Below are 25454 nucleotides of genomic sequence, written 5' to 3' on the forward strand. Positions count from 1 at the left end.
CGACGATCGACTGCACCATGAACACTGAATTTCGCCCTGCCTGGTGGCTCCCCGGCCCGCATCTGCAGACGCTGTGGAACCCCTTCTGCCGCAAGCCGCCGCAACTGCAGCGGCAGCGCGAGCGGCTGTGGCTGGACGATGGCGACTTTCTCGACCTCGACTGGTACGGCCCGCATGACGCCCATGCGCCTCTGGTGCTGGTGCTGCATGGCCTGACCGGCAGTTCCAATTCGCTCTACGTGCTGGGGCTGCAACAGGCCCTGGCCGCACGCGGCTGGGCCAGCGTGGCGCTGAACTGGCGTGGCTGCTCCGGTGAACCGAACCTGCTGCCGCGCGGCTATCACTCCGGCGCCAGCGAGGATCTGGCCTCGACCGTGGTGCATCTGCGCGCGCAACGACCGATGGCGCCGCTATACGCCGTCGGCTATTCGCTGGGCGGCAACGTGCTGCTCAAGTACCTGGGCGAAAGCGGCGCGCAGAGCCAGCTGCAGGCCGCGGTGGCGGTGTCGGTGCCGTTTCGTCTGGATCAGTGCGCCGACCGCATCGGCCTGGGCTTCTCGCGGGTGTACCAGGCGCATTTCATGCGCGAGATGGTCGCCTATGTCAGCAACAAGCAGCGCCTGTTCACCGAACAGGGCCACAGCGAGCGCCTGTCCGTGCTGGAGCGCCTCGGCCCGCTGGATGGCATGCGCACCTTCTGGGACTTCGACGGGCGCATAACCGCGCCGCTGCACGGTTTCGCCGATGCCCACGATTACTACCGGCGCGCCTCCAGCCGCTTCTACCTGGGCGACATTCGCACGCGCACGCTGATCATCCAGGCCGAGGACGATCCCTTCATCTTCCGTCACAGCCTGCCCGAGGCCAGCGAGCTGGCCCCCGGTACCGAGTTCGAGCTGCATGCCAAGGGCGGCCATGTCGGCTTCGTCGAAGGCAGCCCGCGCCGCCCCGTCTACTATCTGGAGCGGCGCATTCCCGAGTGGCTCGGCGCACTCACCTGAATCAGCCGGCCGCAGGCTGCTCCGGCATCGCCGAGGAGTGGTGCTTGAGGATTTTCCACTCGCCATCGACCTTCTGGTACACGAAGGTGTAGCGCGCCTGCACCTGGCGTACCGCATCGCCCTGGGTCAGGGCGAAGGTGTAGACCCCCGAGTCCACCGCCGCATCCGGGCCGATCTGGCGAATTTCACGCATGTTGATCGTGCCCACCGGCTTGGCCTGTAAAAAATGGTCGAAATAGTCCTGGATCGCCTCGTGGCCTACGCGCACCCGATTCGATACCGTGGGCTGCAACACGCCGTTGTCGGCATAGAGCGCAGCCACCTTGGCCGAATCGCCCGTCTGCAGGGCGGCGTTCCAGCGCTCGAACAGGCTGGCGATCTGCTGCTCCTGCGCATCGCTCGGGGCGGCTGCGGTTTCTTTGTAGACATAAGGCGCATCGGCCGCCTGAACCAGCGGCACGGACAGGGCGAACACCAGGGCGCAGCCGCTGAACAAGGGTTTCAACATGGTCGAATCTCCGGCTATTGAAGGACGCCGTCAGCATGCAACCGGCGCGGCGCCGGCACATCGGCCGGATGGAGGCGGCGGCCTATGCCAGGTGGCAGATGCCAGACGCGCTTGGAGCCATTAGCCTGCGCCGTCCGATGACGCGCACTTCGTGGAGGCGTAGATGCAGCACACCCCACCCGACAGCGTGCTGGCCCTGCGCGCCGATTACCGCCAGGCGGAAAGCCGCGCCGCGCGCCTGCGCCTGCTGGTGGAGAGCGGCCGCGCCCTCAGCGCCTTGCCGGCCACCGAAAGCGGCGCACTGGCCCTGCAACGGGCCTGCAGCTTCTGCGCCATGGATGGCGGCGTGCTGCTGCTCAGGCAAGCCGATGGCAGCCCGAGCCTGAGCGCCGGCTTCGGTCCAGCCGCCCTGCAACAGCAGCTCGCCACGCTGCCCTGGCCGGGCGCCGCCCAGGTGCTCGAAGCGCCGCTGGCGCAGGTTGCCCTGGCGCTCTGCCTACCCTTGCATGCGGCCTCGGGTGAAGCATTCGGCGCCCTACTGCTGGGCAACGCCAGCGCCATGCGCCGTCCGGACGAGGAAGACCTCGAAGCCCTGCAGCTGCTCGCCACCCTGCTCGCCGCCCACCTGCACAACAGTCAGCTGCTGGAGGCGCTCAGCCTGCGCGAGCGGACCATGTCCGAGCTGGTGCACCGGCAGATGAGCGCCCAGGAAGAGGAACGCGCGCGCGTGGCCTATGACCTGCACGACGGCCTGGCGCAGACCCTGGCCGGGCTGCACCAGCGTCTGCAGGGCTTCGCCCAGCATCGCCAGCTCAATGACGAGCTGCGCGCCGCCCTGGCGCCCATCCTGCAACTGGCGCAACGCAGCATGGGCGAGACGCGCCAGGCCATCAGCGGTCTGCGTCCGACCCTGCTGGACGACTTCGGTCTGGCGCCGGCACTGGACCGCGAGCTCGACCGCCTGCGCGGCCGGGGTCGCCAGGTGCAATGGCTGCGCCGCGATACCCAGCGCCTGCGCCCGGCGGTGGAGATCGCCCTGTTTCGCATCGGCCAGGAGGCCATCAACAACATCTGCAAGCACACCGCCGAGGGCGCGGTCAGCCTGGATCTGCACCTCGATGGCGAGACCGCCCACCTGCAGATAGAGGATCGCGGCCCCGGCTTCGCCGCTACGCATAAACCAGCAGCAGGTGGAGGCGGCATGGGCCTGGTGGCCATGCGCGAACGCTGCCGGCTGCTCGGCGGTCAGTTCGCCTGCCACAGCCAACCCGGCCACGGCACCCGCGTGCTGGCCAGCATTCCACGGGCCCTGCCGGATGAGGAAAACGCATGAACGAACCCATTCGCCTGCTGCTGGCCGACGACCACGAGGTGACCCGCGCCGGTTTCGCCGCAATGCTCGCCGACTGCCCGGAATTCAGCATCGTCGGCCAGGCGGTGGACGGCCGCCAGGCGCTGGAGCTCTGCCAGCGCCTGAATCCGGACATCGCCATCCTCGATATCCGCATGCCGCAGCTCAACGGCCTGGCTACCGCGCGCCTGCTGCGCGAACAGCAGCCGTCGATCAAGGTGCTGCTGTTCACCATGTACGACAGCCCCGACCATCTGGAAGCGGCGGTCAACGCCGGCGCCGTCGGCTATCTGCTCAAGGATGCCAGCCGCCAGGAGGTCATCGACGGCCTGCGCCAGGTGGCGGCCGGCCAGTGCGCGCTCAACGGCATGGTCAGCGCGCAGCTACTGCGCCGCGTGGTCCAGCGCAACCAGGGCGGTGCGCCGGGCAGTGCGCTGACGCCGCGCGAGCATCAGGTGCTCGGCCTGATCGCCGCAGGGCTCACCAATCGCGAGATCGGTGAAGAGCTGGGCATCGCCACCGGCACGGCCAAGGCGCACGTCGAACGGGTAATCGGCAAGCTGGGGGTCGCCGACCGTACCCAGGCCGCCGTGCAAGGCATTGCCCTGGGCCTGGTGGCGCCGCTGGAGCACAGGGCATGAAGGGCCTGATCACGCGCTGGACCGACCGCCCGCTGCGCAGCAAGAGCCTGGTGATCATCGCCCTGCCGCTGGCGGTGCTGCTGATCTCCCTGGTGCTGGTGTACGTCACCGAACGCCAGACCTCGCGGGTCGAGGACGACGTGCGCCGGGCACTGCGCGTGCAGGGCGACGTGCAGGCGGTACACAGCCTGCTGGCCGAAGCAGCGGCCAGCGTGCGCGGCTACCTGCTGATCCAGCGCAGCGACTTCCTGCCGTCCTACCGCAGTGCGCTGGAGCGCATCGACAGCACGCTGCGGCGCCTCGATGCGGACATCCGCGACCCGCAGATGCGCGGCAGCCTGGAACGCCTGCGCCCGCTGATCGTGATCAAGCTGGAAGGCCTGGAACAGCTTATGGCGCTGGCCAGCAGCGACGACCGCGCGGCGATGACACGCATCCTGGTGGACAACAAGCACGTGCTCGACGCGCTGCGCCAGGAGATCCAGCAGATGCTCGAGCGTGAGCAGACCCTGCTCGACGAGCGCAACGCAGAAGCCAGCGCGGTGCGCTCGCGCATGCTCCTGGCCACCGGCCTGGCCGCCATGTTCGGCGTGCTCGGTGCGCTGTTCGCCGTGGTGCTGCTGTCCACCGGCATCGTCCATCGGGTGCAGCAGGTCGAGCGCAATGCCCGGCGCCTGGCCCTGGGCCAGCCGCTGATCCCCCAAGGCCCGGCGGCCGACGAGATCGGCCAGCTCGCCGCCAGCCTGGAAGAGGCCGGGCAGCTGCTGGCCGAACGCGAGCGCGCCCTGCGCGACAACGAGGAGCGCCTGCGCCTGATCATCGACGGGGTCAAGGAATACGGCATCTTCGGCCTCGACCCCAGCGGCCACGTCACCTCCTGGAACACCGGCGCCGAGCGCATCAAGGGCTACAGCGAGGCGGACATCCTCGGCCGCCACTTCTCCCTGTTCTACCCGCCGCAGGCCCGCGACACCGCCCCCTACCTGGCCCTGCAGGCAGCCACCCGCGAAGGGCGCTACGAGGAAGAGGCCTGGCGCCAGCGCCGCGATGGCTCGCTTTTCTGGGCCAACGTGGTGATCACCGCGCAGCGTGACGCCAGCGGCACCTTGCGCGGCTTTTCCAAGATCACCCGCGACATCACCGACCGGCGCAATGCCGAGGCCGCCCTGCGCACGGCGCGCGAAGAGGCGGAGAACGCCAGCCGGGCGAAAAGCGAGTTTCTCTCGCGCATGAGCCACGAGCTGCGCACGCCGCTCAATTCCATCCTCGGCTTCGCCCAGCTGCTGGAAATGGACCGCGGCACACCGGCGCAGCAGGCCCAGGTGCGTCATATCCTGCGCGCCGGCCGGCACCTGCTGGGGCTGATCAACGAGGTGCTGGACATTGCCCGCATCGAATCCGGGCGGCTGGCACTGAGCCCCGAGCCGTTGGCGTTGCGCCCGCTGCTGCAGGAGGTCAGCCTGCTGCTGTCGCCCCAGGCCGACAGCGCCGATATCCGCCTGCGCCTGCCGGAGGAGCTGCCAGCCGAACTCTGCGTGCAGGCCGACCGCCAGCGCCTGGTGCAGGTGCTGCTCAACCTGCTCTCCAACGCGATCAAGTACAACCACCCTGGCGGCCATGTCGAAGTGCGGGTGCAGGCCGACAGCGACACCATCACGCTGAGCGTGATTGACAACGGCCCCGGCATCGCCGCCGAGGATCTGGAGCGCCTGTTCATTCCCTTCGAGCGCCTCGGCGCCGCGGCCAGCGAGGTGGAGGGCACCGGCCTGGGCCTGGCCCTGAGCAAGAGCCTGCTGGAGCAGATGGATGGCAGCCTCGGCGTGCACAGCACGCCCGGCGAGGGCAGCACCTTCAGCCTGACGCTACCACGGGCGCAGGGGCATGACGGCCTGCTGCCGGCGCCGGCCGCGGCGCCACCACCCGCGGCCAGCGACATCGCCCCGCCGGAGCGGCCGCTGCGCGTGCTGTGCATCGAAGACAACCTGTCCAGCCTGGCGCTGATCGAGACCCTGCTGTCGCGCTGGCCACAGGTGCAGGTGATCTCGGCCATGCAGGGCCAGCTCGGTCTCGATCTGGCCTGGCAGCACCGCCCCGAGGTGATCCTGCTGGATCTCGACCTGCCCGACCTCTCAGGCCAGGAAGTGCTCAAGCGCCTGCGTCTGAACCCCAGCAGCAGCGATACACCCGTGCTGCTGATCACCGCCGACGTCAGCGCCGGCACCCGGCGCGACCTGCAGCAGGCCGGCGCCACCGCGGTGCTGAGCAAACCCCTGCACGTGCCGACCTTTCTCGCCGCCCTGCGCCAGCATCTGGATGCCGCCACGCCCACCCCGCCTCTCGGAGCCTGACCATGAACCACCCAGCGCCCGCCGACGATTTTCGTATCCTGGTGATCGACGATCAGCCCGCCAACCTCGAACTGGTGGAACAGCTGCTGGCCCGCGAGGGCCTGCACAACGTGCTCAGCTGCACCGACCCGGCCCAGGCGCTGGCCCTGTTCAGCAGCTTCGAGCCGGACCTGCTGATTCTCGATCTGCATATGCCCGGCCTGGACGGCTTCGCCGTGCTCGAACAGCTGCAGCGGCGCATTCCCGCCGACGATTACCTGCCGATTCTGGTGCTCACCGCCGACGCCACCCGCGAGGCCCGGCTGCGCGCCCTGGCACTGGGCGCACGCGACTTCATCAGCAAGCCGCTGGATGCCATCGAGACCCTGCTGCGGGTGTGGAATCTGCTGGAAACCCGCGCGCTGTATCGCCAGTTACGGCGCCTGCAACCCGATCAGCAGCCCTTGCGGGCCAGACCCATGGCGCTGGGCAACAGTAGCTGATCGCCTCAGAGCACCTGCTCCAGCGGCACGTGCAGGCGATCGTACAGCGCCTCGACCGCCGCGCGCGCCGAAGGCGCGATATAGCCGCCCTCCAGCGCCAGCACCTGGTAGATGCCGCGGCGCAGCATGTCCTGGCTGAGGTTGTCCGGGCTGGCGCCCGCCGTGCAGAGAAAGCGCACCCAGGAGGTCATGATGATCCAGGCATTGAGCGTCAGCGCCTCGATCTGCGCCGGCGTCATCAACAGGATGCCGGCCTCGACGAAGCCCTGGTAGATCGACTGCGCCCCCACCAGGCAGCGCTGGGCGAAGGCGCGGTAACGCGCGGCCAGCTCGGCGTCGGACTCCAGCAGGTGCTCCAGGTCGCGGTGCAGGAAGCGGTAGTGCCACATCGCCGCCAGCAGCGCCTCCAGATAGAAGGTCTTGTCTTCCACCGTCAGCGCGCGGCCTTCGGGGCGGCGCAGAAAGCTGTCGACCTGCGCTTCGTACTGGGCGAACAGCTCGGCGATGATCATCTGCTTGTTGCGGAAGTGGTAATACAGATTGCCCGGCGAAATGCCCAGGTGCGCGGCGATGTGGTTGGTGGTGACGTTGCGCTCGCCCTGGCCGTTGAACAGGGCCAGGCTCTCGGCAACGATGCGGTCGCGGGTCTTGGGTGGCGCCATGACGCAGCTCGATCTCGACTTCAAAAGTGGCAAAGGTACAGGCGAAACAGCCGAAGTGTTACCCCTCGACGCACCCAAGAGGTTGCTGCTGGCCTTTGGTTAGGGTGCGACACGGGCAGTGACGCGGCATCCTATTTGACACATTAGAGTAATTGCTCTAAAAATCCAGCGCAGTCCCAAGCAGCCCGCTGGAACGTCGAGGAGAAACCCATGGTCGCCGACATCGCCTACCTGCAGCAGAGCCAACAGCAGATCAACCAGCTGGACGCCACCTTCGCCCTGCAGCGCGCGGCCTTTGCCGCCAACCCGATGCCCTCGGCCGAGCAGCGTATCCAGTGGCTGAAATCCCTCAGCGAACTGCTGACCGAGCAGCAGGATGCGCTGATCGCAGCGATTTCCCGGGACTTCAGCAATCGCTCGGCCGACGAGACCCTGCTCGCCGAGCTGATGCCCAGCCTGCATGGCATCCATTACGCGTCCAGGCGCATCAGGAAGTGGATGAAGCCCTCGCGGCGCAGCGTCGGCCTGCAGTTCATGCCCGCCGCAGCCAAGGTCATCTACCAGCCGCTGGGCGTGGTCGGCATCATCGTGCCGTGGAACTACCCGCTGTTTCTCGCCATCGGCCCGCTGACCGGCGCGCTGGCCGCCGGCAACCGGGTGATGATCAAGATGAGCGAGTCCACCCCGGCCACCTCGCAGCTGGTCAAGGACCTGCTGGCGCGCGTCTTCCCCGAGGACCTGGTCAGCGTCGCCCTGGGCGAGGCGGAAGTCGGCATGGCCTTCTCCAAGCTGCCGTTCGACCACCTGCTGTTCACCGGCGCCACCAGCATCGGCCGGCACGTGATGCGCGCCGCCGCCGAGAACCTCACTCCGGTGACTCTGGAGCTGGGCGGCAAGTCGCCGGCCATCGTTTCCGCCGACGTGCCGCTGGACCACGCCGCCGAGCGCATCGCTTTCGGCAAGACCCTCAACGCCGGGCAGACCTGTGTGGCGCCTGACTATGTGCTGGTGCCCAGAGACCGGGTGGAGGGCTTCGTCGCCGCCTATCGCCAGGTGGTGCAGCGCTTCTACCCACAGCTCAAGGACAACCCCGACTACACCGCGATCATCAACGAGCGCCAGTTGGCGCGCCTCAACGGCTACCTGCAGGATGCCCAGACCAAGGGCGCCCGGATCATCCCGCTGTATCCCGAAGCACAGGGCCGACGCTTGCCGCAGAGCCTGCTGCTGGACGTCAACGACGACATGAAGCTGATGCAGGACGAGATCTTCGGCCCGCTGCTGCCGGTGGTGCCCTATGACCGCATCGAAGACGCCTTCGCCTACGTCAACGCCCGGCCGCGCCCGCTGGCGCTGTACTACTTCGGCTACGACAAGCGCGAGCAGCAACGCGTGCTGCACGAAACCCACTCCGGCGGCGTATGCCTGAACGACACCCTGCTGCACGTGGCCCAGGACGACATGCCGTTCGGTGGTGTCGGCCCGTCGGGCATGGGCCACTACCACGGCCACGAAGGCTTCCTGACCTTCAGCAAGGCCAAGGGGGTGTTCATCAAGCAGCGCTTCAACGCCGCGCGGCTGATCTACCCGCCCTATGGCAAGACGATCCAGAAGCTGGTCTACAAGCTGTTCGTACGCTGAACAACGCGGGCAGCGCCCGTTTTACGCCTGGTGACAACAACAATGAACGACACCACCCTCAACGCGCCGCAACTGTCGCGGCGCAATCTGCTCAAGGTCGGCCTGCTGGGCACGGCGCTGCTTGGCACCGCCGGGCTGACCGCGACGCTCAGCGGCTGTTCGGCCAGCACGCCGGCCAATGGTTACCTGATCCTGCGCAGCAGCGACCTGCCCTTTCTGCGCGCACTGATCCCGGTGATGCTCGACGGCGCCGTCAGTGCCGAGCAGATGCCGCAGGCCATCGACGGCACGCTGAAGAGCCTCGATACCAGCCTGGCGCACCTGTCGCCGGAAATGCTGAAACTCACCGTGCAGCTGTTCGACGTGCTCGCTCTGCCCCTCACCCGCGGCCCGCTGACCGGGGTCTGGGGCAGCTGGGACAACGCCAGCGCCGATGACGTGCGCAACTTCCTCGCACGCTGGCAGAACAGCAGCCTGAGCCTGCTGCGCATGGGCCACGCCTCGCTGCTGCAACTGGTGATGATGGCCTGGTACAGCCGCCAGGAGGCCTGGGCGCATTGCGGCTATCCGGGGCCGCCCACCGTATAACGGCGCAACTGGAGAGATTTGTAGGGTGGGCTTCAGCCCACCAACCAGAGGACAGCTTTGGTGGGCTGAAGCCCACCCTACCCACTGTCGCGGATGCCGTAGGGTGCGCCTGCGCACCACCAAACGACGCGGGTAATTCGGTGCGCGCGGCGCACCCTACCCGCCCCGTCTCGCTCGCTGTGAATGACAAGAAGAGAGCCTGAAATGCCCGTACCCGATCTGTTCAAGCAAGGCCTGGCCAGGGGCTGGAAGACATACGACGGTTCGCGCCTGGAAAACGACCTGACCCTGGAAGCCGATGTCGCCATCGTCGGCAGCGGCGCCGGTGGCGGCACCACGGCGGAAATCCTCAGCGCCGCCGGTTACAAGGTGCTGCTGATCGAGGAAGGTCCGCTCAAGACCAGCGACGACTTCAAGATGCGCGAGGCCGATGCCTACCCGACCCTCTATCAGGAGGGCATCGGGCGCATGAGCAAGGACGGCGCCATCACCATCCTACAGGGCCGCGCCGTTGGGGGCACCACGCTGGTCAACTGGACCAGCAGCTTCCGCACACCGCCGCAGACCCTGGCGCACTGGGCCGAGGTGCATGGAGTGAAGGGCCATGACGTCGAGTCCATGGCGCCCTGGTTCGAGAAGATGGAGCAGCGCCTGGGCGTGGCGCCCTGGGCGGTGCCACCGAATGCCAACAACGAGGTGCTGCGCAGCGGCTGCGACAAGCTCGGCTATCACTGGGCGCCGATCCCGCGCAACGTGCGCGGCTGCTGGAACCTCGGCTATTGCGGCATGGGCTGCCCGACCAACGCCAAGCAGTCGATGCTGGTCACCACCATCCCCGCCACCCTCGACGCCGGCGGCGAGCTGCTTTACCTGGCGCGCGCCGACAAGCTGCTGATCGAAGGCGACAAGGTGGTCGGCATCGACTGCCTGGGCATGGACGAACGCTGCGTGGCGCCCAGCGGCAAGCGCATCCGGGTCAAGGCGCGGCATTACGTGCTGGCCGGCGGCGGCATCAATACGCCCGGCATCCTGCTGCGTTCCAATGCGCCCGACCCGCACCAGCGCGTCGGCCGGCGCACCTACCTGCACCTGGTGAACTTCTCCGCGGCGCAGTTCGAGCAGGTCATCAACCCCTTCTACGGTGCGCCGCAGTCGGTCTATTCGGATCATTTCCAGTGGGACGACGGCACCGACGGACGTCTCTCCTACAAACTGGAAGTGCCGCCGCTGCAACCGGCACTGACCGCCACCCTGCTCGGCGATTTCGGCCGCGAGAACGCCCTGCGCATGGCGCAGCTGCCGCATACCAACGTGATGCTCGCCCTGCTGCGCGACGGCTTCCACCCGGATTGCGCCGAAGGCCGCGTGGAGCTGCGGGGCGACGGCAGCCCGGTGCTCGATTACCAGATGACCGATTACACCTGGGACGGCGTGCGCCGCGCCTACCTGACCATGGCGGAAATCCAGTTCGCCGCCGGCGCCAGGGCGGTGATGCCGACCCATGCCGATGCGCGTTACGTCGGCAGCTGGAAGGAGGCCCGGGACATGATCGAGAACCTCGACCTGGCGCTCTATCGCACCCGCCTGGGCAGTGCCCACGTGATGGGAGGCTGCGCCATGGGCGAGGATGCGCAGCAGGCGGTGGTCGACAGCCTCGGCCGCCACCATCACCTGGCCAACCTGTCGATCCACGACGGCTCGCTGTTCCCCACCAGCATCGGCGCCAACCCGCAGCTGTCGATCTATGGCCTGACCGCCAAGCTCGCCACCCTGCTGGGCGAACGCCTGAGGGCCTGAGATGAGCAAGCTGATCGCCGTTCTGCTGCTGGTGGCCGGTGTCATCCATCTGCTGCCGCTGGTCGGCGTGCTCGGGGGTGAACGCCTCAATGCGCTGTACGGCATCGCCCGGGACGAGCCCAACCTGCAGATCCTCATGCGCCACCGCGCCGTGCTCTTCGGTCTGCTCGGCGCCCTGCTGGTGGCCGCTGCCTTCCTCCCGGCGCTGCGCAGCGCGGCGCTGATCGGCGGGCTGATCAGCGTGCTCGCCTTTCTCCTGCTGGCATGGAGCGCGCCTGTCTACAACGAGGCTCTGCGCCGTGTGGTGATCGCCGACTGGATCGCCCTCGCCTGCCTGCTGCCCGCGCTGCTGCTGCATCTGCGCGGCAACTGAGCTTTCGTCGCGCTTGGCCGCAAGGGAAACGCTGCGCTACCATCCGCGACTCTTGCCGCCTCGAACAGGACGAAGCGATGAATCGAGTGTTGTACCCGGGTACCTTCGACCCCATCACCAAAGGCCATGGCGATCTGGTCGAACGCGCCGCGCGACTTTTCGATCACGTCATCATCGCCGTCGCCGCCAGCCCCAAGAAGAACCCGCTGTTCCCGCTGGAACAACGCGTCGAGCTGGCCCGTGAGGTGACCAAGCACCTGCCGAATGTCGAAGTGGTGGGTTTCTCCTCGCTGCTGGCGCACTTCGTCAAGGAACAGGGCGCCAATGTGTTCCTGCGCGGCCTGCGTGCGGTATCCGACTTCGAGTACGAGTTCCAGCTGGCCAACATGAACCGCCAACTGGCGCCGGATGTGGAAAGTCTGTTCCTCACCCCGTCGGAAAAGTACTCCTTCATCTCCTCGACCCTGGTGCGCGAGATCGCGGCCCTGGGCGGCGATATCTCCAAGTTCGTCCATCCGGCCGTCGCCGACGCGCTCAACGCGCGCTTTCGCAAAAGCTGAAGAGCACTTGTGGGAGGCGCTTCAGCGGCGACTGTCGCGGCTAAAGCCCCTCCCACAGATGCAGTACGGGCGCATGACACAAGCTGCACCAATCCGGCACAATTCGCGCATCGTTGTCTGCCAGTGTCTCGGCGTCGCCGCGACAGGAGTTACCCATGTCCCTGATCATCACCGACGATTGCATCAACTGCGACGTCTGCGAACCCGAGTGCCCCAACGGCGCCATTTCCCAGGGTGAGGAGATCTACGTGATCGACCCCAACCTGTGCACCGAGTGCGTCGGCCATTACGACGAGCCGCAGTGCCAGCAGGTCTGCCCGGTGGACTGCATCCCGCTCGACGAAAACAACGTCGAGAGCAAGGATGAACTGATGCAGAAGTACCGCATCATCACCGGCAAGGCCTGACGCTTCCGAGGAGGCCGGCGGCCTCCCGCTTTCTCCGCGCCCGTTGTGCCCCCTCGCCCGAGCGAGGCTGTTAAGCTGCAAGCTTCCTTCAGCCGCCTCTGGTAGATCGCATGTTGCGCAAACTCCTGCTATCGACCCTGCTGCTCGGCGCCAGCCTGCTGGCCCATGCCGCCCCGCAACAACCCGCCATTGCCACCGCTCACCCCGCCGCCACTGCCGCCGCGCAGCAGATGCTCGACGCCGGCGGCAATGCCTTCGACGCCGCCGTCGCCGCCAGTGCGGCCCTGGCCGTGGTCGAGCCCTACGGCTCGGGCCTGGGTGGCGGTGGTTTCTTCCTCCTGCGCAGTGGCGGTGACACGCCTGTCTACGATTTTCTCGACGCCCGCGAGCGTGCGCCGCTGGAAGCCAAGCCGGATCTCTACGTACGTGACGGCAAGGTGCAGCGCGAGCTGTCGCTCAATGGTGCGCTGGCCGCTGCCATTCCGGGGCTGCCGGCAGCCTTGGTCGAGCTGGCCGAGAAGCACGGCCGCCTGCCGCTGAAAAGCAGCCTGGCACCGGCGATTCGCCTGGCCAACGAGGGCTTCGCGGTCGATCGCGTCTACCGTGAGCGGGCGACCTGGCGCCTGGCAGCGCTGCGCGACGACGCCGAAAGCGCCCGCCTGTTCCTCGACCAGGGCGAGGTGCCGGCAGAAGGTTACCGGCTGCGCCAGCCGGAGCTGGCGACCACCTTGCAGGCGCTGGCCGACCACGGCCGCGCCGGGTTCTATGGCGGCGAGCTGGGCAAGCGCCTGATCGCCGGCGTGCGCAAGGCAGGCGGCATCTGGAACGAGGACGATCTGGCGGAATATCGCGTGCAATGGCGCGCACCGCTGCGTTTCGCCCTCGAAGACGGCCGCGAGCTGATCAGCGCCCCACCACCTTCGGCCGGCGGCATCGCGCTGGCGCAGAGCCTGGCGATGCTGCAGCAACTGCCCTGGCGCGAGGCCGAGCCGGTGCAGCGCGTGCACTACGTGGTCGAGGCGCTGCGTCGTGCCTACCGTGACCGCGGCCTGCTCGGCGACCCAGACTTCGTCAAGAACCCGGTCGAGCAACTGCTTTCGCCGGGGCATCTGGCGGTACTGGCCGGCAGCATCGACCCCGAGCGCGCCACCCCCAGCGCCAGCCTGCCGACTGCCGGCACCTGGCACGAGGGCGACCACACCACGCACTTCGCCGTGCTCGACACCGAAGGCAACGCGGTGGCCGCCACCCTGTCGATCAACCTGCCCTTCGGCGCCGCCTTCACCGTGCCCGGCACCGGTGTGCTGCTCAACGACGAGATGGACGATTTCGCTGCCGACGTGCAGGGCGCCAATGCCTACGGCCTGACCGGCAGCCAGGCCAACACCATCGCAGGCGGCAAGCGTCCGCTGTCATCGATGAGCCCGAGCTTTATCGAAAGCGTGGATGAGTTCGCCGCCTTCGGCACACCGGGTGGCAGCCGCATCCCCAGCATGGTGCTGCTGTCGATGCTGGAGTACCTGGACGAACAGCCCATCGCACGCTGGCCGACCGTGGCGCGCTATCACCACCAGTTCCTGCCGGATGTGATCGAGCACGAGCCGGATACCTTCAGCGACGCGCAGATCGCCGAGCTGGAGAAACGCGGCCATGAACTCAAGCGCCTGGACCGGCAGTACGGCAATCAGCAGGTGCTGCTGTGGGACAAGGCCAGCGGCGAGGTGCAGGCGGCCAGCGATCCTCGCGGGATTGGCGAGGCGACGCCCTGATGCGCACCGACCGCATGTGACCGTAGCCCGGATGCAATCCGGGGAAATTGCCCAACCGCTGCCGGATTTCATCCGGGCTACGTCTTGCGTCAGGTGAGCCGGATCAGGCTCTCCTGCTCGTCACCGAACTTGCGCAGCTCGCGGAACAGCGCCTGTTCGTTGCCCAGCATCAGCACGTTGCGCAGGCTCTGGAAGATGCGGCTGACATAGCCCAGATCGTTCATCAGCGAGCTGGTCTGCAGGCCATCGAGGTGGCCGTAACGCACCTCGCTGAACAGACGCTGGCGGAACTGCGCATCGAAGGTCGCTGCCTGCTCGTCCAGCCAGGCCAGACGCGAACGCCAGACCTCATCCTCCAGTTCGGCGCGAGCCAGCTCGCGCAGCTCATGCAAGGCCAGCAACAGGTGACGGCGCAATTCGACATAACAGGTGCGCGCGCCCGACGGCGGCTGCTCCAGGTAATGGCCGAGGTTCTTCTGCAGATGCTTGGCATCCTTGACCGCGTCCACCAGCTGCAGTGCCGCCAGCTGGCAACTGACCCAGAACTGCTGGTGCGCTTCGTCCATGGGCAGTTCCATACGCCCCATGAAGCTAAGCAGATCGCCGTACACGCCCTTGATATGACGGCGATAGAGCTGGTCGGCGTCGAATCCCGCCTGCGCGGGTCTGGCCTGCAGCAACTGTTCGTCCGCCCTGGCCTGCGCCAGCTGCTCCACCGGCAGGTAGAGCGCATGGCAGATCACCTCCACGCTCAGGCGGCCAAGATGCCCCAGCTCCTGCACCACCGCGACGGACGCCGACTCCACCGAGTCCAGCGCACGCTCGTTGAGATAACGTGCCCGGGTCGGCTCGGGTTCGGCCACTTGCGCAGGCGCCACCTCGGCGATCAGCACCTGCGGCTCGGCCCGCTCCGGTAGCCAGCGGATCAACAACTGCGCCAGGCGCCCCTGCAACGGCCAGAACAGCGCCACGCCCATGGCGTTGAACAGGGTGTGGAACATCGCCAGCTGGATCAGGCTGTTCTCGCCCAGGCCCAGTGGCTCGGCCAGCGCATGCACCAGCCAGGTCAGCGGCCCCAGCAGGCAGAAGGCGATAAAACCGGTGGTGATGTTGAACAGCACATGGGCAAGCGCCAGGCGCTGGCCGCTGCGATTGCCGCCGAGCGAGCCGACGAAGGCGGTGGTCACGCTGCTGCCGATGTTCGAGCCAATGGCGATGGCCAGGCTCTGCCCCAGCTCCAGTTGGCCGCTGGCCAGCGCGGCCAGGGTCAGCATCAAGGTGGCATGGCTGGACTGCAACACCACGGTAATGGCCATGCCGATGGCGGTGAACAGCAGCGCACCACGCCAGCCGACCTCCTGATAGCCGGTCATGTCCAGGCCGTCGCCGAAACTGGCGAAGCCATCCTTGATCTGGTCGATACCGAGAAAGATGAAGGCGATACCCAGCACGATGCGCCCGGCCGCCTTGCTCCTGGGCCCGAAGAAGCCGGCCAGCACGCCGAACACCAGCAACGGCAACGCCAACGGGCTGAGGCTGAGGTTCTGCCCTGCCATTGCCAGCAACCAGATACCGCTGGTGGCACCGAGATTGGCGCCGAAAAGGATGGCGATACCGCCGGCCAGCTGGATCAGCCCGGTACTGATGAAGGCAATGGTTAGCAGCGACACCAGGGTGCTCGATTGCAGCAGCAGGGTGCCGCCGACGCCGAACAGCAGGCTCTTGAAGGGGGTCGAGGTGCTGTGTCCGAGTATCTGCTCCAGCTTGCTGCCGGCCAGCTGGCGCAGGCCCTCTTCCAGGCACTGCATACCGAACAGAAAGATCGCCAGGCCGGCGCACAGCTGCAACCAGCCCTGACTGAACCAGAACGAGGCGATCAGCCCCGCCGCCACCAGCAGCAACATCACCCAGCGCAGGTACTTGATTACCACCGCTTCTTCCTTTTCCCGGCGTTCAAACGCAAGCGGCCCCTCGCCTCATGAGGAGGCGAGAGGCCGCAACGAACCGATTAGCGAATCAGTCTTGCTTGTAGCCGCTGCTGGTGCAGCCCAGGCAGCGCACGAAGGCTTCGCGCCCCGGCTCGACCACCAGCGACTGGGCGGCCTCGCCGACGTTACCGCCCAGTGCGGTGAACGGCAGGCTGACGATGAAGGCAGCGGCGCCGATGGCGGTTGCGCCGATCAGCAGCGGGCGGGCGATGACCAGATCGCCGACCATGGCATAGCCCTTGGGCGCCTCGACGGTGTAGAGCGGGTCGCCGCTGGCGTTCTGCTGAACCACTTCCGCCTGCGCCGAGAGCGCCAGCAGGCCAGAGGTCAGCGCCAGGACAGCAGCGGAGGTGCGCAACGCTTTCATGGATCGATCCTTCAGGTTATTCGGGAAAGTGTCAGTAACTATAACAGCGCATTGGTAATTGTCAGCGTGACGGACGTCAATCGCCATGAAAGGCGTATTCCGGCTTTTTCGGCACGTAGGGCCGGAAGAACGCCAGCATGGCGGCCAGATCGGCCTTCTCGTCACCGGTCGGCTGGAAGGTCGGGCCGATCACTACACGCCGGTTCCGGTAATCCAGCGCGCCCAGCACTATGGGTACGCCGGCACCCAGGGCGATATGGTAGAAGCCCATCTTCCAGCGCTCGACCTTCTTGCGCGTGCCTTCCGGCGACAGCACCAGGATGAACTGATCATGCTCGCGAAAGGCCTGAACGGCCTGTTCGACGGTGTTGAGCTTGCGATTGCGACGGATCGGGATGCCGCCCCAGCTGCGCATCAGGCCGCCGAAGGGCCAGCGAAAGATGCTGTGCTTGCCGAACCAGCGAGCGTTGAGGCGTAGCACGAATTTCAGCGCGATGAAGATCACGAAGTCCCAGTTGGAGGTGTGGTGAGCGCCAATGGCTACGAACTTGTCGAGCTTCGGCAGCTCGCCCTCGATTCGCCAGCCCATGAGTTTCAGCACGCTGCGCCCCAGCCATTCGGCGGCCGGATAGCGTGGCAGGTAGTTACCGGACATCGATCAACCTCGGTATTTCTTGTTGTTTTCTTACCAGAACGTGTTTTACGAGCTCGCGAGCTAGAGCCATACAAGGCAAAAACAGGCGAGGAAGCGGAGTGTACTTTTGTACATGAGCATTCCGAGCCTGTTTTTAACGCAGTAGGGCCGACGCGCAGCAGATCGTAAACAGGTTCTCAGCGTTGGCACTTGGGACAGTACACACTCGCCCGCTGCCCCAGCTTGACCTCACGCAGCGTGCTGCCGCAGACCTTGCAGAACTCGCCGCCGCGGCCGTAGGCGAACAGTTCCTGCTGGAAGTAGCCGGGCTGGCCATCCCCGCCGACGAAGTCGCGCAAGGTGGTGCCGCCACGCTCGATGGCATGGGCGAGGATGCGTTTGATCTCCTCGGCCAGGCGCAGGTAGCGGGCCCGCGAGATCGACCCGGCTTCGCGGCGCGGATCGATACCGGCGGCGAACAACGCCTCGGTCGCATAGATATTGCCCACGCCCACCACCACCGCGTTGTCCATGATGAAAGGCTTGACCGCCATGCTGCGCCCGCGCGAGAGCTGGAACAGCCGCTCGCCATCGAACAGGCCACCCAGTGGCTCCGGCCCAAGCTTGCTGAGCAGCTCATGGCGCAGCGGGTCTTCGCTCCAGAGCAGCGCGCCAAAACGGCGCGGGTCGGTATAACGCAGCGCCAGGCCGGACTCCAGCTCGATATCCACATGTTCATGCTTGGCCGCCGCCAGGCCGCACTCGACCAGACGCAAGCTGCCGGACATGCCCAGATGACCGATCAGACTGCCGACTTCGGCCTTGATCAGCAGGTACTTGGCGCGCCGTTCGACGCCCTCGATGCGCTGGCCGGACAGGCGAATGTCCAGATCTTCGGGGATGGGCCAGCGCAGGCGGCGCTCGCGCACGATCACGCGGCTGACGCGCTGGCCTTCAAGATAGGGGGCAATACCGCGGCGGGTGGTTTCGACTTCAGGTAATTCGGGCATGGCAGTACGGCAGAAGAACGGCGGTGCGCCACCTTAGCAGGAGCGGCGCGCAAAACGGTAGCACGCAGCGAAGCCCGCACGCGGGCACCGCCCGGCACAGGGATCAGAGTACGGCCAGGTCGCGAATGCTTTCGCGCAGGTTCTCGAAGTCGTACTCCGACAGCCCGACGTATTCGAGAATCGGCTGGGCGATGTACTGCCATTCCATGTCGACGGCCTGGGCACCCAGCACGCGGTGAGTCTCGCAAATATGCTCGGCCATCTTCAGGATGCCCAGCAGCGTCTTGAGCTGGGCATCGCGCCCGGAGTCGTCGCTGAAGATCGACAGGGCGTTGTGGTGGTTGGCGATGACCTCGCAGAGGTGCTCCGGCAGGCGCCAGGAACGCGCGGTGAAGTACCCGACTACCGCGTGATTGGTAGTCAGCAGGCGGTTTTCCGTATCGACCACGCGACACTGGTCGCTGGCGCTGGCATAGGCTTCCTCGAGCACCTGCATGTAATTGGGGAAGCGCTTGAGCATCAGCGGGATGCCGCAATTGTGGAACAGCCCCAGGCTGTAGGCCTCGTCCGGCGACTGGTAACCCAGACGCTTAGCCAGGGTCAGGCAGGTCATGGCCACGTCCTGGGCGCTGTCCCAGAAGCGGTTGAGCACCAGGATGGCTTCGTCGGTCAGCTCGCCCTTGATCGACTGCGCATTGATCAGGTTGATCACCGTGTTGCAGCCCAGCAGATTGACCGCCTGCTGGATCGAGGCGATGCGGTTGGCCAGGCCGAAATGCGGCGAGTTGACGATTTTCAGCAAGGCGCCGGACAAACCCGGGTCCTGGCTGATCAGCCTGGCGATGCTGCGCAGATCCGGGTTGGGCATGATCTGCTCCATCTGCAGGTCGACCATGATCTGCGGTTGCGGCGGTACGCTGATGCCCTGCAGGACTTGCTGAATCTGTTGGGCGGTGAGTTCGTAGGTCATGGAAGCGCGATCGTGCAGTGTGAGAAGTAGCGCACAGTCTAGCCAATGCAGGGGCAGGCCCGCAGTCGACTTTTGTAACCGCCGGGCCGGCCTGCAAACCGCTATAATCCCGCTCTTTTCCCCGCGGAGCCCGAACTCATGTCTTCCCTGCCCAGTCTGCGCCTGAAAGCCAACGCCGACCGACGCCTGCGCGCCGGCCATCTGTGGGTGTACAGCAACGAGATCGATGTCGCCGCCACCCCGCTGCATGGCTTCAAGGCCGGCGACCAGGCCGTGCTCGAAGCGGCCGGCGGCAAACCGCTGGGCATCGTTGCCATGAGCCCGAACAACCTGATCTGCGCCCGCCTGCTGTCGCGCGACGTCAAGCACGTGCTGGACAAGTCCCTGCTGGTGCATCGTCTCAACGTCGCCCTGAGCCTGCGCGAGCGCCTGTTCGACAAGCCCTGCTACCGCCTGGTGTACGGCGACTCCGACCTGCTGCCGGGCCTGGTGGTCGACCGCTTCTTCGACATCCTGGTGGTGCAGCTGGCCTCGGCCACCATGGAGGCGCACAAGGACGACGTGCTCGCCGCGCTGATCCAGGTGCTCAAGCCCAGCGGCATCCTGTTCAAGAACGACTCCAGCGCACGCGATGCCGAAGGCCTCGAGCGCTACGTGGAAACCGCCTACGGCGAGGTGCCGGAGTGGGTCGCACTGGAAGAGAACGGGGTGAAGTTCGAGGCGCCGGTGATCGAAGGGCAGAAGACCGGCTGGTTCTACGATCACCGCATGAACCGCGCGCGCCTGGCGCCCTACGTCAAGGGCAAGCGCGTGCTCGACCTGTTCAGCTATATCGGCGGCTGGGGCGTGCAGGCGGCCGCCTTCGGTGCCAGCGAAGTGTTCTGCGTGGACGCCTCCGGCTTCGCCCTCGACGGCGTGGAGCGCAACGCCACGCTCAATGGTTTCGCCGAGAAGGTCACCTGCGTCGAAGGCGACGTGTTCGCCGCGCTGCGCGAACTGAAATCCGCCGAAGAGCGCTTCGACGTGGTGATCGCCGATCCACCCGCCTTCATCAAGCGCAAGAAGGACATCAAGAACGGCGAGGCCGCCTACCGCCGCCTCAACGAAACCGCCATGCGCCTGCTCAACAAGGACGGCATCCTGGTCAGCGCCAGCTGCTCCATGCACCTGGAGGAGGACAACCTGCAGAACATCCTGCTGACCAGCGCACGCCATCTGGATCGCAACATCCAGCTGCTCGAGCGCGGCGCCCAGGGCCCGGATCACCCGGTACACCCGGCCATCGCCGAGACGCGCTATATCAAGAGCCTGACGGTACGGCTGCTGCCCAATAGTTAAACCCGCGAACCAAGACGGTTGCAGCCGTAGCCCGGATGCAATCCGGGAATGGCCTGGCGCCAGGCACCGCCCCGGATTGCATCCGGGCCATGGACTGACGGTGGCTCGCGGCGCAACGGCCATGTGATCGGCAACCGACGCCCGCCCCAGGCTCGAGCGACACGCACCAGCCCAGTGCGTGTCGTCAGGTGCCTTCCCTCCTCCCGCCTGTTACTTCCTCCCACACCTGCTCTGCACCTGCGCCCAGGCTGAACTAGGCTGTAACCGGCGAAGCAGAGCACCATCGGCCGAGCAACGGTCGAGTGGCGTGCTTATTGCTTTTGGCTATTTACATAACGAACGGCCTACACGATAGGGCCGCATCGATTCAGGATGTTGGCGCCGGCCACGAGCTGGCTCCAGATTGCGGGTGATGGGGAGGACTATGACTGCACAGGCTGGGAACGACGCGTTCCTGCGATTCACCAACGTCAAGAAGACCTACGACCACAAGACCCTGGTGGTCAAGGACTTCAACCTCAACGTGGCCAAGGGCGAGTTCATCACCCTGCTCGGCCCCTCCGGTTCCGGCAAGACCACCTGCCTGATGATGCTCGCCGGTTTCGAGGACGTGACCAGCGGCGAGATCCTGATCAACGGCCGCAACGTCACCAGCATCGCCCCCTACGACCGCAACATCGGCATGGTCTTCCAGCAGTACGCATTGTTCCCGCACATGACCATCCGCGAGAACCTGGCCTACCCGCTGAAGATCCGCAAGCTGCCCAAGGACGAGATCCGCGCCAAGGTCGAGGACTACCTCGCCCTGGTCGAGCTGCAGGCCTTCGGCGGCCGCTACCCCGGCCAGCTCTCCGGCGGTCAGCGCCAGCGCGTGGCCCTGGCCCGCGCGCTGATCTTCGCCCCGGACATCGTGTTGATGGATGAGCCGCTCGGCGCGCTGGACAAGAAGCTGCGCGAGCAGATGCAGTTCGAGATCAAGCGCCTGCACGAACAGCTCGGCTTCACCGTGATCTACGTCACCCACGACCAGACCGAAGCGCTGACCATGAGCGACCGCATCGCCGTGTTCAACAACGGCGTGGTGCAGCAGTGCGCCGCGCCGCACGTGCTCTACGAACGTCCGGCCAACCTGTTCGTCGCCGACTTCATCGGCGAGAGCAACAAGCTGGCCGGAGTGATCGAAAGCGTCGCCGACGACAGCGTGCAGGTGCGTCTGGACGATGGCGGCCTGGTCCGGACGCTGAAGGCCAACTGCACCGAAGTCGGCCAGCCGACCACGGTGTCGGTGCGCCCGGAGAAGCTCAACTTCACCGACCGCCTCGGCGGCAGCGGCAACCAGGTCAAGGCGCGCTTCGTCACCCGCCACTACGTCGGCGAATACATCCGCTATCACTTCGAGACCGCCAGCGGCAGCGAGCTGGTGGTGAAGAACCTCAACGACAGCTCGGCCCCGCACCTCAACGCTCATGACGAAGTCGCCCTCGCCTGGCTGCCGGAAGACAGCCAGGCACTGGATCGATCGGAAGTCCCACCCCACAACTAGTAGAAGCAAATGGAGCACAGCAATGGCTAGATCACTGACTACCAGCGTTTCCACCTTCGCCCTGGTGGCGGCGCTGGGACTCACCGCGAGCACCGCAACGGCCCAGGACAGCCTCACCGTGGTGTCCTGGGGCGGCGCCTATGGCGCGGCGCAGAAGAAGCACGTCATCGACCCCTACCAGAAGGAAACCGGGGTCAAGGTACTGTTCGAGGACTACTCCGGCGGCGTCGCCGAGATCAAGGCGCAGGTCGAGTCGGGCAACATCCAGTGGGACGTGGTCGACTTCGAGGTGATCGACCTCGAGCGTGCCTGCTCCGAAGGCCTGCTGGAAAGCCTCGACCACAGCGCCCTGCCGCCCGGCATCGACGGCACCCCGGCCGCGCAGGACTTCATCCCCGAAGCCCTGGCCAGCGAGTGCGCGGTGGGCAATATCGTCTGGTCGGTGGTGTTTGCCTACAACCAGAACACCATCGGCGGTACCAAGGCTGCCAGCATTGGCGACTTCTTCGACACCGCCAAGATTCCCGGCAAGCGCGCCATGCGCAAGCGCCCGCAGGTGAACATGGAATGGGCGCTGATGGCCGATGGCGTCGCGCCCGCCGAAGTCTACGAGGTGCTCGCCACCCCGGAAGGCCAGCAACGCGCCTTCGACAAGCTGGACAGCATCAAGAAGGACATCGTCTGGTTCGACTCCTGGTCGCAGGCGCCGCAGCTGCTCAATGACGGCGGCGCCGTGCTGGTGCAGTCGGCCAACGGCCGCTTCTACGACGCCATCGTGCAGGAGAAGAAACCCTTCGAGATCGTCTGGGACGGCCACGTCTACGACCTCGACGCCTGGGCCATCGTCAAGGGCTCGAAGAAGAAGGACCTGGCGATGGAGTTCATCAAGTACGCCACCGGCTCCAAGCCGCTGGCCGGCATGCCGGACGTGGCCTACGGCCCGACCCGCAAGTCGTCCATGCCGCTGGCCGACCAGAGCGCGGCGCCACACCTGCCCACCGCCCACCTGGACAAAGGCATCCAGGCCGGCTCGGAGTTCTGGGCCGACTACGGCGAATCGCTGGGCGAGAAGTTCAACGAGTGGCTGTTGAAGTAAAGGCCATCGGCTCCCCTCTCCCACTTGTGGGAGAGGGGTTGGGGGAGAGGGAGAGTCTGCCACCCTCTCCCCAGCCCTCTCCCCTAAACGGGAGAGGGAGCTATTTAGGCATTCGCTCTACGCCCTGCTTTACGGAGTAACACCTTGTCATCGCTCACCACCAGCGAAGCCGGCCAAGCCGCCAGCGCCCGCCGCAAGAAGCGCCTCACCGCCTTCCTGTTCGTGGCGCCGCTGCTGCTGTTCATCCTCGTCACCTTCGTCGCTCCCATCGGCAGCATGCTGTGGCGCAGCGTGTATCACCCGACGGTGGCCGAGCTGATTCCCCTGACCCTGGCCGAACTGGAGCGCTGGGACGATCACAAGCAGTTGCCCGACGAACGCACGCTGAGCGTGTTCGTCAGCGAACTGCACGCCCTCGACAAGCAGCGCCTGTCCGGCAAGCTGTCCGAGGAGTTCAACCGCGCCTTCACCGGCATGTCCAGCGTGGTCAAATCCACCGCGCGGCGCATCGGCCGGATGGATGCCGAAGCGTTGTCGAGCCAGGGCGTCGAGACCCTGCTCGAGAGCCACCGCAACTGGAGCCGCCCCGAGCTGTGGTACGCCATCGAACGTGCCGGCAAGGTCTACACCTACGACTACTACCTGACCGCCCTGGACCTGGAGCTGCATCCCGATGAAGGCATCCAGGTGCGCCAGGACACGCAGATCTATCTGCAGCTGTACTCCAAAACCCTGAACATGGCGCTGGTCATCACCCTGCTCTGCGCCCTGCTCGGCTACCCACTGGCCTATTACCTGGCCGGCCTGCCGTCGAACCGCGCCAACCTGCTGCTGGTGCTGGTGTTGCTACCGTTCTGGACATCCCTGCTGGTGCGCACCACCTCGTGGATCGCCCTGCTGCAGACCAACGGCGTGATCAATTCCACGCTCATGGGCATCGGCCTGATCAGCCAGCCCTTCGAAATGCTCTACACCTCGTTCGCCACCGTGGTGGCGATGACCCACATCCTGCTGCCGTTCATGATCCTGCCGCTGTACAGCGTGATGCGCGGCATCGACCCCAGCTACATGCGCGCCGCCCTGAGCCTGGGCGACAAGCCGATCCCGGCCTTCGCCCGCATCTACTTCCCGATGACCCTGCCCGGGCTCAGCGCCGGAGCGCTCCTGGTATTCATCATCTCCGTGGGCTACTACATCACCCCGGCGCTGGTGGGCGGCACGGACGGGCAGATGATCAGCAACATCATCGCCTTCCACATGCAGCGCTCGAACAACTGGGAGCTGGCCGCCGCGCTGGGCTCGCTGCTGCTGGGGCTGATCCTGCTGCTGTACTGGGTCTACGACCGCTTCGTCGGCGCCAGCAATATCAAGTTGGGATGAACATGGCCGTATCAGCATCGCAGCAACACGGCGTAGCCCGGATGCAATCCGGGAAACTCGTGACCTCTTGGTTCCCGGACTGCGTCCGGGCTACAGGCGGCAGCGGCCGTCACCTCGCCCCGGGCACGGCGCCATGAAAATCCCCGCCTACTACGGTTTCTGGCACCACCTCGGCAACTGGCTGCTCAAGGTCAGTTCCTGGCTGGTGCTGCTGTTCCTGATCCTGCCGATCCTGGTGATCGTGCCGCTGTCGTTCAATGCCGAGCCGTTCTTCAGCTTCACCGAAGGCATGCTCACGCTGGACCCGGAGGCCTACTCGCTGCGCTGGTATCGGGAGATCCTCAACGACCCGAAATGGATCCTGGCGATCAAGAACAGCTTCGTCATCGGCATCTTCGCCACCATCCTGGCCACGGTGCTCGGCACCTGCGCCGCGGTGGGCCTGGCACGCGACGACATGCCGTATCGCCGCTTCATCACCGCCCTGCTGCTGTCGCCGATGATCGTGCCCCTGATCATCACCGCCGCCGGCATGTTCTTCTTCTACTCCAACCTCGGCCTGGCCGGCAGCTACCTGGGGGTGATCCTCGCCCACGCCGCGCTCGGCACGCCCTTCGTGATCATCACCGTCACCGCGACGCTCACCGGCTTCGACTACAGCCTGGCGCGCGCCGCCCTCAACCTCGGCGCCACACCGCTGCGGGTGTTCTTCGACATCATCATGCCGCTGATCCGCCCCGGGGTGATCAGCGGCGCGCTGTTCGCCTTCATCACCTCGTTCGACGAGGTGGTGGTGATCCTGTTCATGGCCGGCCCGCAGCAGCGCACCATTCCGCGGCAGATGTTCTCGGGCCTGCGCGAGCAGATCAACCCGAGCATCCTGGCCATCGCCACCCTGCTGATCCTGGTGTCCATCGCCCTGCTGGTGACCCTCGAACTGCTGCGCCGTCGCGCCGAACGCCTGCGCGGCATCGAGCTTCCGACCTGATGCCCCGCCCCG

General features: G+C 66.2%; 24 protein-coding genes. 17 read left to right on the forward strand and 7 right to left on the reverse strand.

Annotated elements, in window-relative coordinates:
• The first annotated feature begins 17 nt into the window (after positions 1 to 17).
• Entirely contained in the window at positions 18 to 1001 is a 984-nt protein-coding gene (locus BLS61_RS07450; protein WP_090429454.1) for a hydrolase, read from the forward strand.
• Position 1002: 1 nt separating this feature from the next.
• On the opposite strand, the gene BLS61_RS07455 is transcribed toward BLS61_RS07450, so the two are convergent.
• The gene (locus tag BLS61_RS07455; protein ID WP_090429456.1) at positions 1003 to 1509 is read right to left on the reverse strand and encodes an SgcJ/EcaC family oxidoreductase; all 507 of its coding nucleotides are present in this window, start codon (positions 1507 to 1509) and stop codon (positions 1003 to 1005) included.
• A 163-nt stretch (positions 1510 to 1672) separates the two neighbouring features.
• Here BLS61_RS07455 and BLS61_RS07460 point away from each other — a divergent pair, with 163 nt between their 5' ends.
• The 4 genes from BLS61_RS07460 to BLS61_RS07475 are packed head-to-tail and all read left to right on the forward strand — an operon-like array spanning position 1673 to position 6331.
• Positions 1673 to 2842: a sensor histidine kinase gene (locus tag BLS61_RS07460; RefSeq protein ID WP_090429458.1), complete on the forward strand. Its 1170-nt coding sequence runs from the start codon at positions 1673 to 1675 to the stop codon at positions 2840 to 2842.
• A complete protein-coding gene (locus tag BLS61_RS07465) occupies positions 2839 to 3501 on the forward strand; it encodes a response regulator (RefSeq protein ID WP_090429460.1) in 663 nt (220 codons plus the stop codon). The genes BLS61_RS07460 and BLS61_RS07465 overlap by 4 nt, the downstream gene beginning before the upstream one ends.
• Positions 3498 to 5849 (forward strand): ATP-binding protein, encoded by a 2352-nt coding sequence (locus tag BLS61_RS07470; protein WP_090429462.1) that lies wholly within the window; start codon positions 3498 to 3500, stop codon positions 5847 to 5849. Before BLS61_RS07465 ends, BLS61_RS07470 begins: the two co-directional genes overlap by 4 nt.
• Positions 5850 to 5851: 2 nt before the next feature.
• Positions 5852 to 6331, forward strand: coding sequence for a response regulator (locus tag BLS61_RS07475; RefSeq protein WP_004373852.1), 480 nt, complete (start codon positions 5852 to 5854; stop codon positions 6329 to 6331).
• 5 nt (positions 6332 to 6336) lie between these two features.
• Here BLS61_RS07475 and BLS61_RS07480 read toward each other — a convergent pair whose 3' ends face one another.
• On the reverse strand, positions 6337 to 6993 hold the full coding sequence (locus BLS61_RS07480; protein ID WP_024309870.1) for a TetR/AcrR family transcriptional regulator: 657 nt from the start codon (positions 6991 to 6993) through the stop codon (positions 6337 to 6339).
• 210 nt (positions 6994 to 7203) lie between these two features.
• Between BLS61_RS07480 and BLS61_RS07485 the strand changes: the two genes are divergently transcribed.
• From BLS61_RS07485 to ggt, 7 genes are all read left to right on the forward strand, one after another.
• Positions 7204 to 8634, forward strand: coding sequence for a coniferyl aldehyde dehydrogenase (locus tag BLS61_RS07485; RefSeq protein WP_090429464.1), 1431 nt, complete (start codon positions 7204 to 7206; stop codon positions 8632 to 8634).
• 42 nt (positions 8635 to 8676) lie between these two features.
• Positions 8677 to 9222: a twin-arginine translocation pathway signal protein gene (locus BLS61_RS07490; RefSeq protein ID WP_090429466.1), complete on the forward strand. Its 546-nt coding sequence runs from the start codon at positions 8677 to 8679 to the stop codon at positions 9220 to 9222.
• Between the two features lie 204 nt (positions 9223 to 9426).
• The gene (locus BLS61_RS07495; protein WP_090429467.1) at positions 9427 to 11019 is read left to right on the forward strand and encodes a GMC family oxidoreductase; all 1593 of its coding nucleotides are present in this window, start codon (positions 9427 to 9429) and stop codon (positions 11017 to 11019) included.
• Position 11020: 1 nt separating this feature from the next.
• Positions 11021 to 11392: a phosphopantetheine adenylyltransferase gene (locus tag BLS61_RS07500; RefSeq protein ID WP_090429469.1), complete on the forward strand. Its 372-nt coding sequence runs from the start codon at positions 11021 to 11023 to the stop codon at positions 11390 to 11392.
• A gap of 77 nt (positions 11393 to 11469) precedes the next feature.
• Entirely contained in the window at positions 11470 to 11952 is a 483-nt protein-coding gene (gene coaD, locus BLS61_RS07505) for a pantetheine-phosphate adenylyltransferase (RefSeq protein ID WP_090429471.1), read from the forward strand.
• Positions 11953 to 12107: 155 nt separating this feature from the next.
• On the forward strand, positions 12108 to 12359 hold the full coding sequence (locus BLS61_RS07510; protein ID WP_004373873.1) for a YfhL family 4Fe-4S dicluster ferredoxin: 252 nt from the start codon (positions 12108 to 12110) through the stop codon (positions 12357 to 12359).
• Positions 12360 to 12469: 110 nt separating this feature from the next.
• Positions 12470 to 14128, forward strand: a complete 1659-nt coding sequence (gene ggt / locus BLS61_RS07515) for a gamma-glutamyltransferase (RefSeq protein WP_090429473.1) — start codon at positions 12470 to 12472, stop codon at positions 14126 to 14128.
• A gap of 89 nt (positions 14129 to 14217) precedes the next feature.
• Here the strand turns inward: ggt and BLS61_RS07520 are convergent, their stop codons facing one another.
• From BLS61_RS07520 to BLS61_RS07540, 5 genes are all read right to left on the reverse strand, one after another.
• Positions 14218 to 16032 carry a Na/Pi cotransporter family protein gene (locus BLS61_RS07520; protein ID WP_208598785.1) on the reverse strand — a complete coding sequence of 605 codons (1815 nt, stop codon included), beginning with the start codon at positions 16030 to 16032 and terminating at the stop codon, positions 14218 to 14220.
• 112 nt (positions 16033 to 16144) lie between these two features.
• A complete protein-coding gene (locus tag BLS61_RS07525; protein ID WP_090429475.1) occupies positions 16145 to 16483 on the reverse strand; it encodes a multidrug transporter in 339 nt (112 codons plus the stop codon).
• A gap of 76 nt (positions 16484 to 16559) precedes the next feature.
• A complete protein-coding gene (locus tag BLS61_RS07530; protein WP_090429477.1) occupies positions 16560 to 17138 on the reverse strand; it encodes a lysophospholipid acyltransferase family protein in 579 nt (192 codons plus the stop codon).
• A 176-nt stretch (positions 17139 to 17314) separates the two neighbouring features.
• Positions 17315 to 18127 (reverse strand): bifunctional DNA-formamidopyrimidine glycosylase/DNA-(apurinic or apyrimidinic site) lyase, encoded by an 813-nt coding sequence (mutM, locus tag BLS61_RS07535; protein WP_090429479.1) that lies wholly within the window; start codon positions 18125 to 18127, stop codon positions 17315 to 17317.
• Between the two features lie 103 nt (positions 18128 to 18230).
• Positions 18231 to 19097, reverse strand: coding sequence for an HDOD domain-containing protein (locus BLS61_RS07540; RefSeq protein WP_090429482.1), 867 nt, complete (start codon positions 19095 to 19097; stop codon positions 18231 to 18233).
• Positions 19098 to 19235: 138 nt separating this feature from the next.
• On the opposite strand from BLS61_RS07540, the gene BLS61_RS07545 reads away from it, so the two are divergent.
• From BLS61_RS07545 to BLS61_RS07565, 5 genes are all read left to right on the forward strand, one after another.
• Positions 19236 to 20435 (forward strand): class I SAM-dependent rRNA methyltransferase, encoded by a 1200-nt coding sequence (locus tag BLS61_RS07545; protein ID WP_090429484.1) that lies wholly within the window; start codon positions 19236 to 19238, stop codon positions 20433 to 20435.
• 424 nt (positions 20436 to 20859) lie between these two features.
• Positions 20860 to 21978 carry an ABC transporter ATP-binding protein gene (locus BLS61_RS07550; RefSeq protein ID WP_090429486.1) on the forward strand — a complete coding sequence of 373 codons (1119 nt, stop codon included), beginning with the start codon at positions 20860 to 20862 and terminating at the stop codon, positions 21976 to 21978.
• A 22-nt stretch (positions 21979 to 22000) separates the two neighbouring features.
• Complete coding sequence (locus BLS61_RS07555) at positions 22001 to 23074, forward strand: ABC transporter substrate-binding protein (RefSeq protein WP_090429488.1); 1074 nt, start codon at positions 22001 to 22003, stop codon at positions 23072 to 23074.
• A gap of 144 nt (positions 23075 to 23218) precedes the next feature.
• Positions 23219 to 24454 (forward strand): ABC transporter permease, encoded by a 1236-nt coding sequence (locus BLS61_RS07560; RefSeq protein WP_090429490.1) that lies wholly within the window; start codon positions 23219 to 23221, stop codon positions 24452 to 24454.
• A 133-nt stretch (positions 24455 to 24587) separates the two neighbouring features.
• Entirely contained in the window at positions 24588 to 25442 is an 855-nt protein-coding gene (locus BLS61_RS07565) for an ABC transporter permease (protein ID WP_090429492.1), read from the forward strand.
• Positions 25443 to 25454: the final 12 nt, after the last annotated feature.

Source organism: Ectopseudomonas guguanensis, assembly GCF_900104265.1.
Classification (GTDB): Bacteria; Pseudomonadota; Gammaproteobacteria; order Pseudomonadales; family Pseudomonadaceae; genus Aquipseudomonas; species Aquipseudomonas guguanensis.

Bases quoted from the DNA above. Each gene is read 5' to 3' on its own strand.
- BLS61_RS07460 (WP_090429458.1), top strand. From the start codon at position 1,673: ATGCAGCACACCCCACCCGACAGCGTGCTGGCCCTGCGCGCCGATTAC.
- BLS61_RS07545 (WP_090429484.1), top strand. From the start codon at position 19,236: ATGTCTTCCCTGCCCAGTCTGCGCCTGAAAGCCAACGCCGACCGACGC.
- BLS61_RS07485 (WP_090429464.1), top strand. From the start codon at position 7,204: ATGGTCGCCGACATCGCCTACCTGCAGCAGAGCCAACAGCAGATCAAC.
- BLS61_RS07455 (WP_090429456.1), bottom strand. From the start codon at position 1,509: ATGTTGAAACCCTTGTTCAGCGGCTGCGCCCTGGTGTTCGCCCTGTCC.
- BLS61_RS07555 (WP_090429488.1), top strand. From the start codon at position 22,001: ATGGCTAGATCACTGACTACCAGCGTTTCCACCTTCGCCCTGGTGGCG.
- BLS61_RS07550 (WP_090429486.1), top strand. From the start codon at position 20,860: ATGACTGCACAGGCTGGGAACGACGCGTTCCTGCGATTCACCAACGTC.
- BLS61_RS07470 (WP_090429462.1), top strand. From the start codon at position 3,498: ATGAAGGGCCTGATCACGCGCTGGACCGACCGCCCGCTGCGCAGCAAG.
- BLS61_RS07520 (WP_208598785.1), bottom strand. From the start codon at position 16,032: ATGTTGCTGCTGGTGGCGGCGGGGCTGATCGCCTCGTTCTGGTTCAGT.
- BLS61_RS07525 (WP_090429475.1), bottom strand. From the start codon at position 16,483: ATGAAAGCGTTGCGCACCTCCGCTGCTGTCCTGGCGCTGACCTCTGGC.
- BLS61_RS07565 (WP_090429492.1), top strand. From the start codon at position 24,588: ATGAAAATCCCCGCCTACTACGGTTTCTGGCACCACCTCGGCAACTGG.
- mutM (WP_090429479.1), bottom strand. From the start codon at position 18,127: ATGCCCGAATTACCTGAAGTCGAAACCACCCGCCGCGGTATTGCCCCC.
- BLS61_RS07530 (WP_090429477.1), bottom strand. From the start codon at position 17,138: ATGTCCGGTAACTACCTGCCACGCTATCCGGCCGCCGAATGGCTGGGG.
- BLS61_RS07510 (WP_004373873.1), top strand. From the start codon at position 12,108: ATGTCCCTGATCATCACCGACGATTGCATCAACTGCGACGTCTGCGAA.
- coaD (WP_090429471.1), top strand. From the start codon at position 11,470: ATGAATCGAGTGTTGTACCCGGGTACCTTCGACCCCATCACCAAAGGC.
- BLS61_RS07500 (WP_090429469.1), top strand. From the start codon at position 11,021: ATGAGCAAGCTGATCGCCGTTCTGCTGCTGGTGGCCGGTGTCATCCAT.
- BLS61_RS07495 (WP_090429467.1), top strand. From the start codon at position 9,427: ATGCCCGTACCCGATCTGTTCAAGCAAGGCCTGGCCAGGGGCTGGAAG.
- BLS61_RS07450 (WP_090429454.1), top strand. From the start codon at position 18: ATGAACACTGAATTTCGCCCTGCCTGGTGGCTCCCCGGCCCGCATCTG.
- BLS61_RS07475 (WP_004373852.1), top strand. From the start codon at position 5,852: ATGAACCACCCAGCGCCCGCCGACGATTTTCGTATCCTGGTGATCGAC.
- BLS61_RS07490 (WP_090429466.1), top strand. From the start codon at position 8,677: ATGAACGACACCACCCTCAACGCGCCGCAACTGTCGCGGCGCAATCTG.
- ggt (WP_090429473.1), top strand. From the start codon at position 12,470: ATGTTGCGCAAACTCCTGCTATCGACCCTGCTGCTCGGCGCCAGCCTG.
- BLS61_RS07540 (WP_090429482.1), bottom strand. From the start codon at position 19,097: ATGACCTACGAACTCACCGCCCAACAGATTCAGCAAGTCCTGCAGGGC.
- BLS61_RS07480 (WP_024309870.1), bottom strand. From the start codon at position 6,993: ATGGCGCCACCCAAGACCCGCGACCGCATCGTTGCCGAGAGCCTGGCC.
- BLS61_RS07465 (WP_090429460.1), top strand. From the start codon at position 2,839: ATGAACGAACCCATTCGCCTGCTGCTGGCCGACGACCACGAGGTGACC.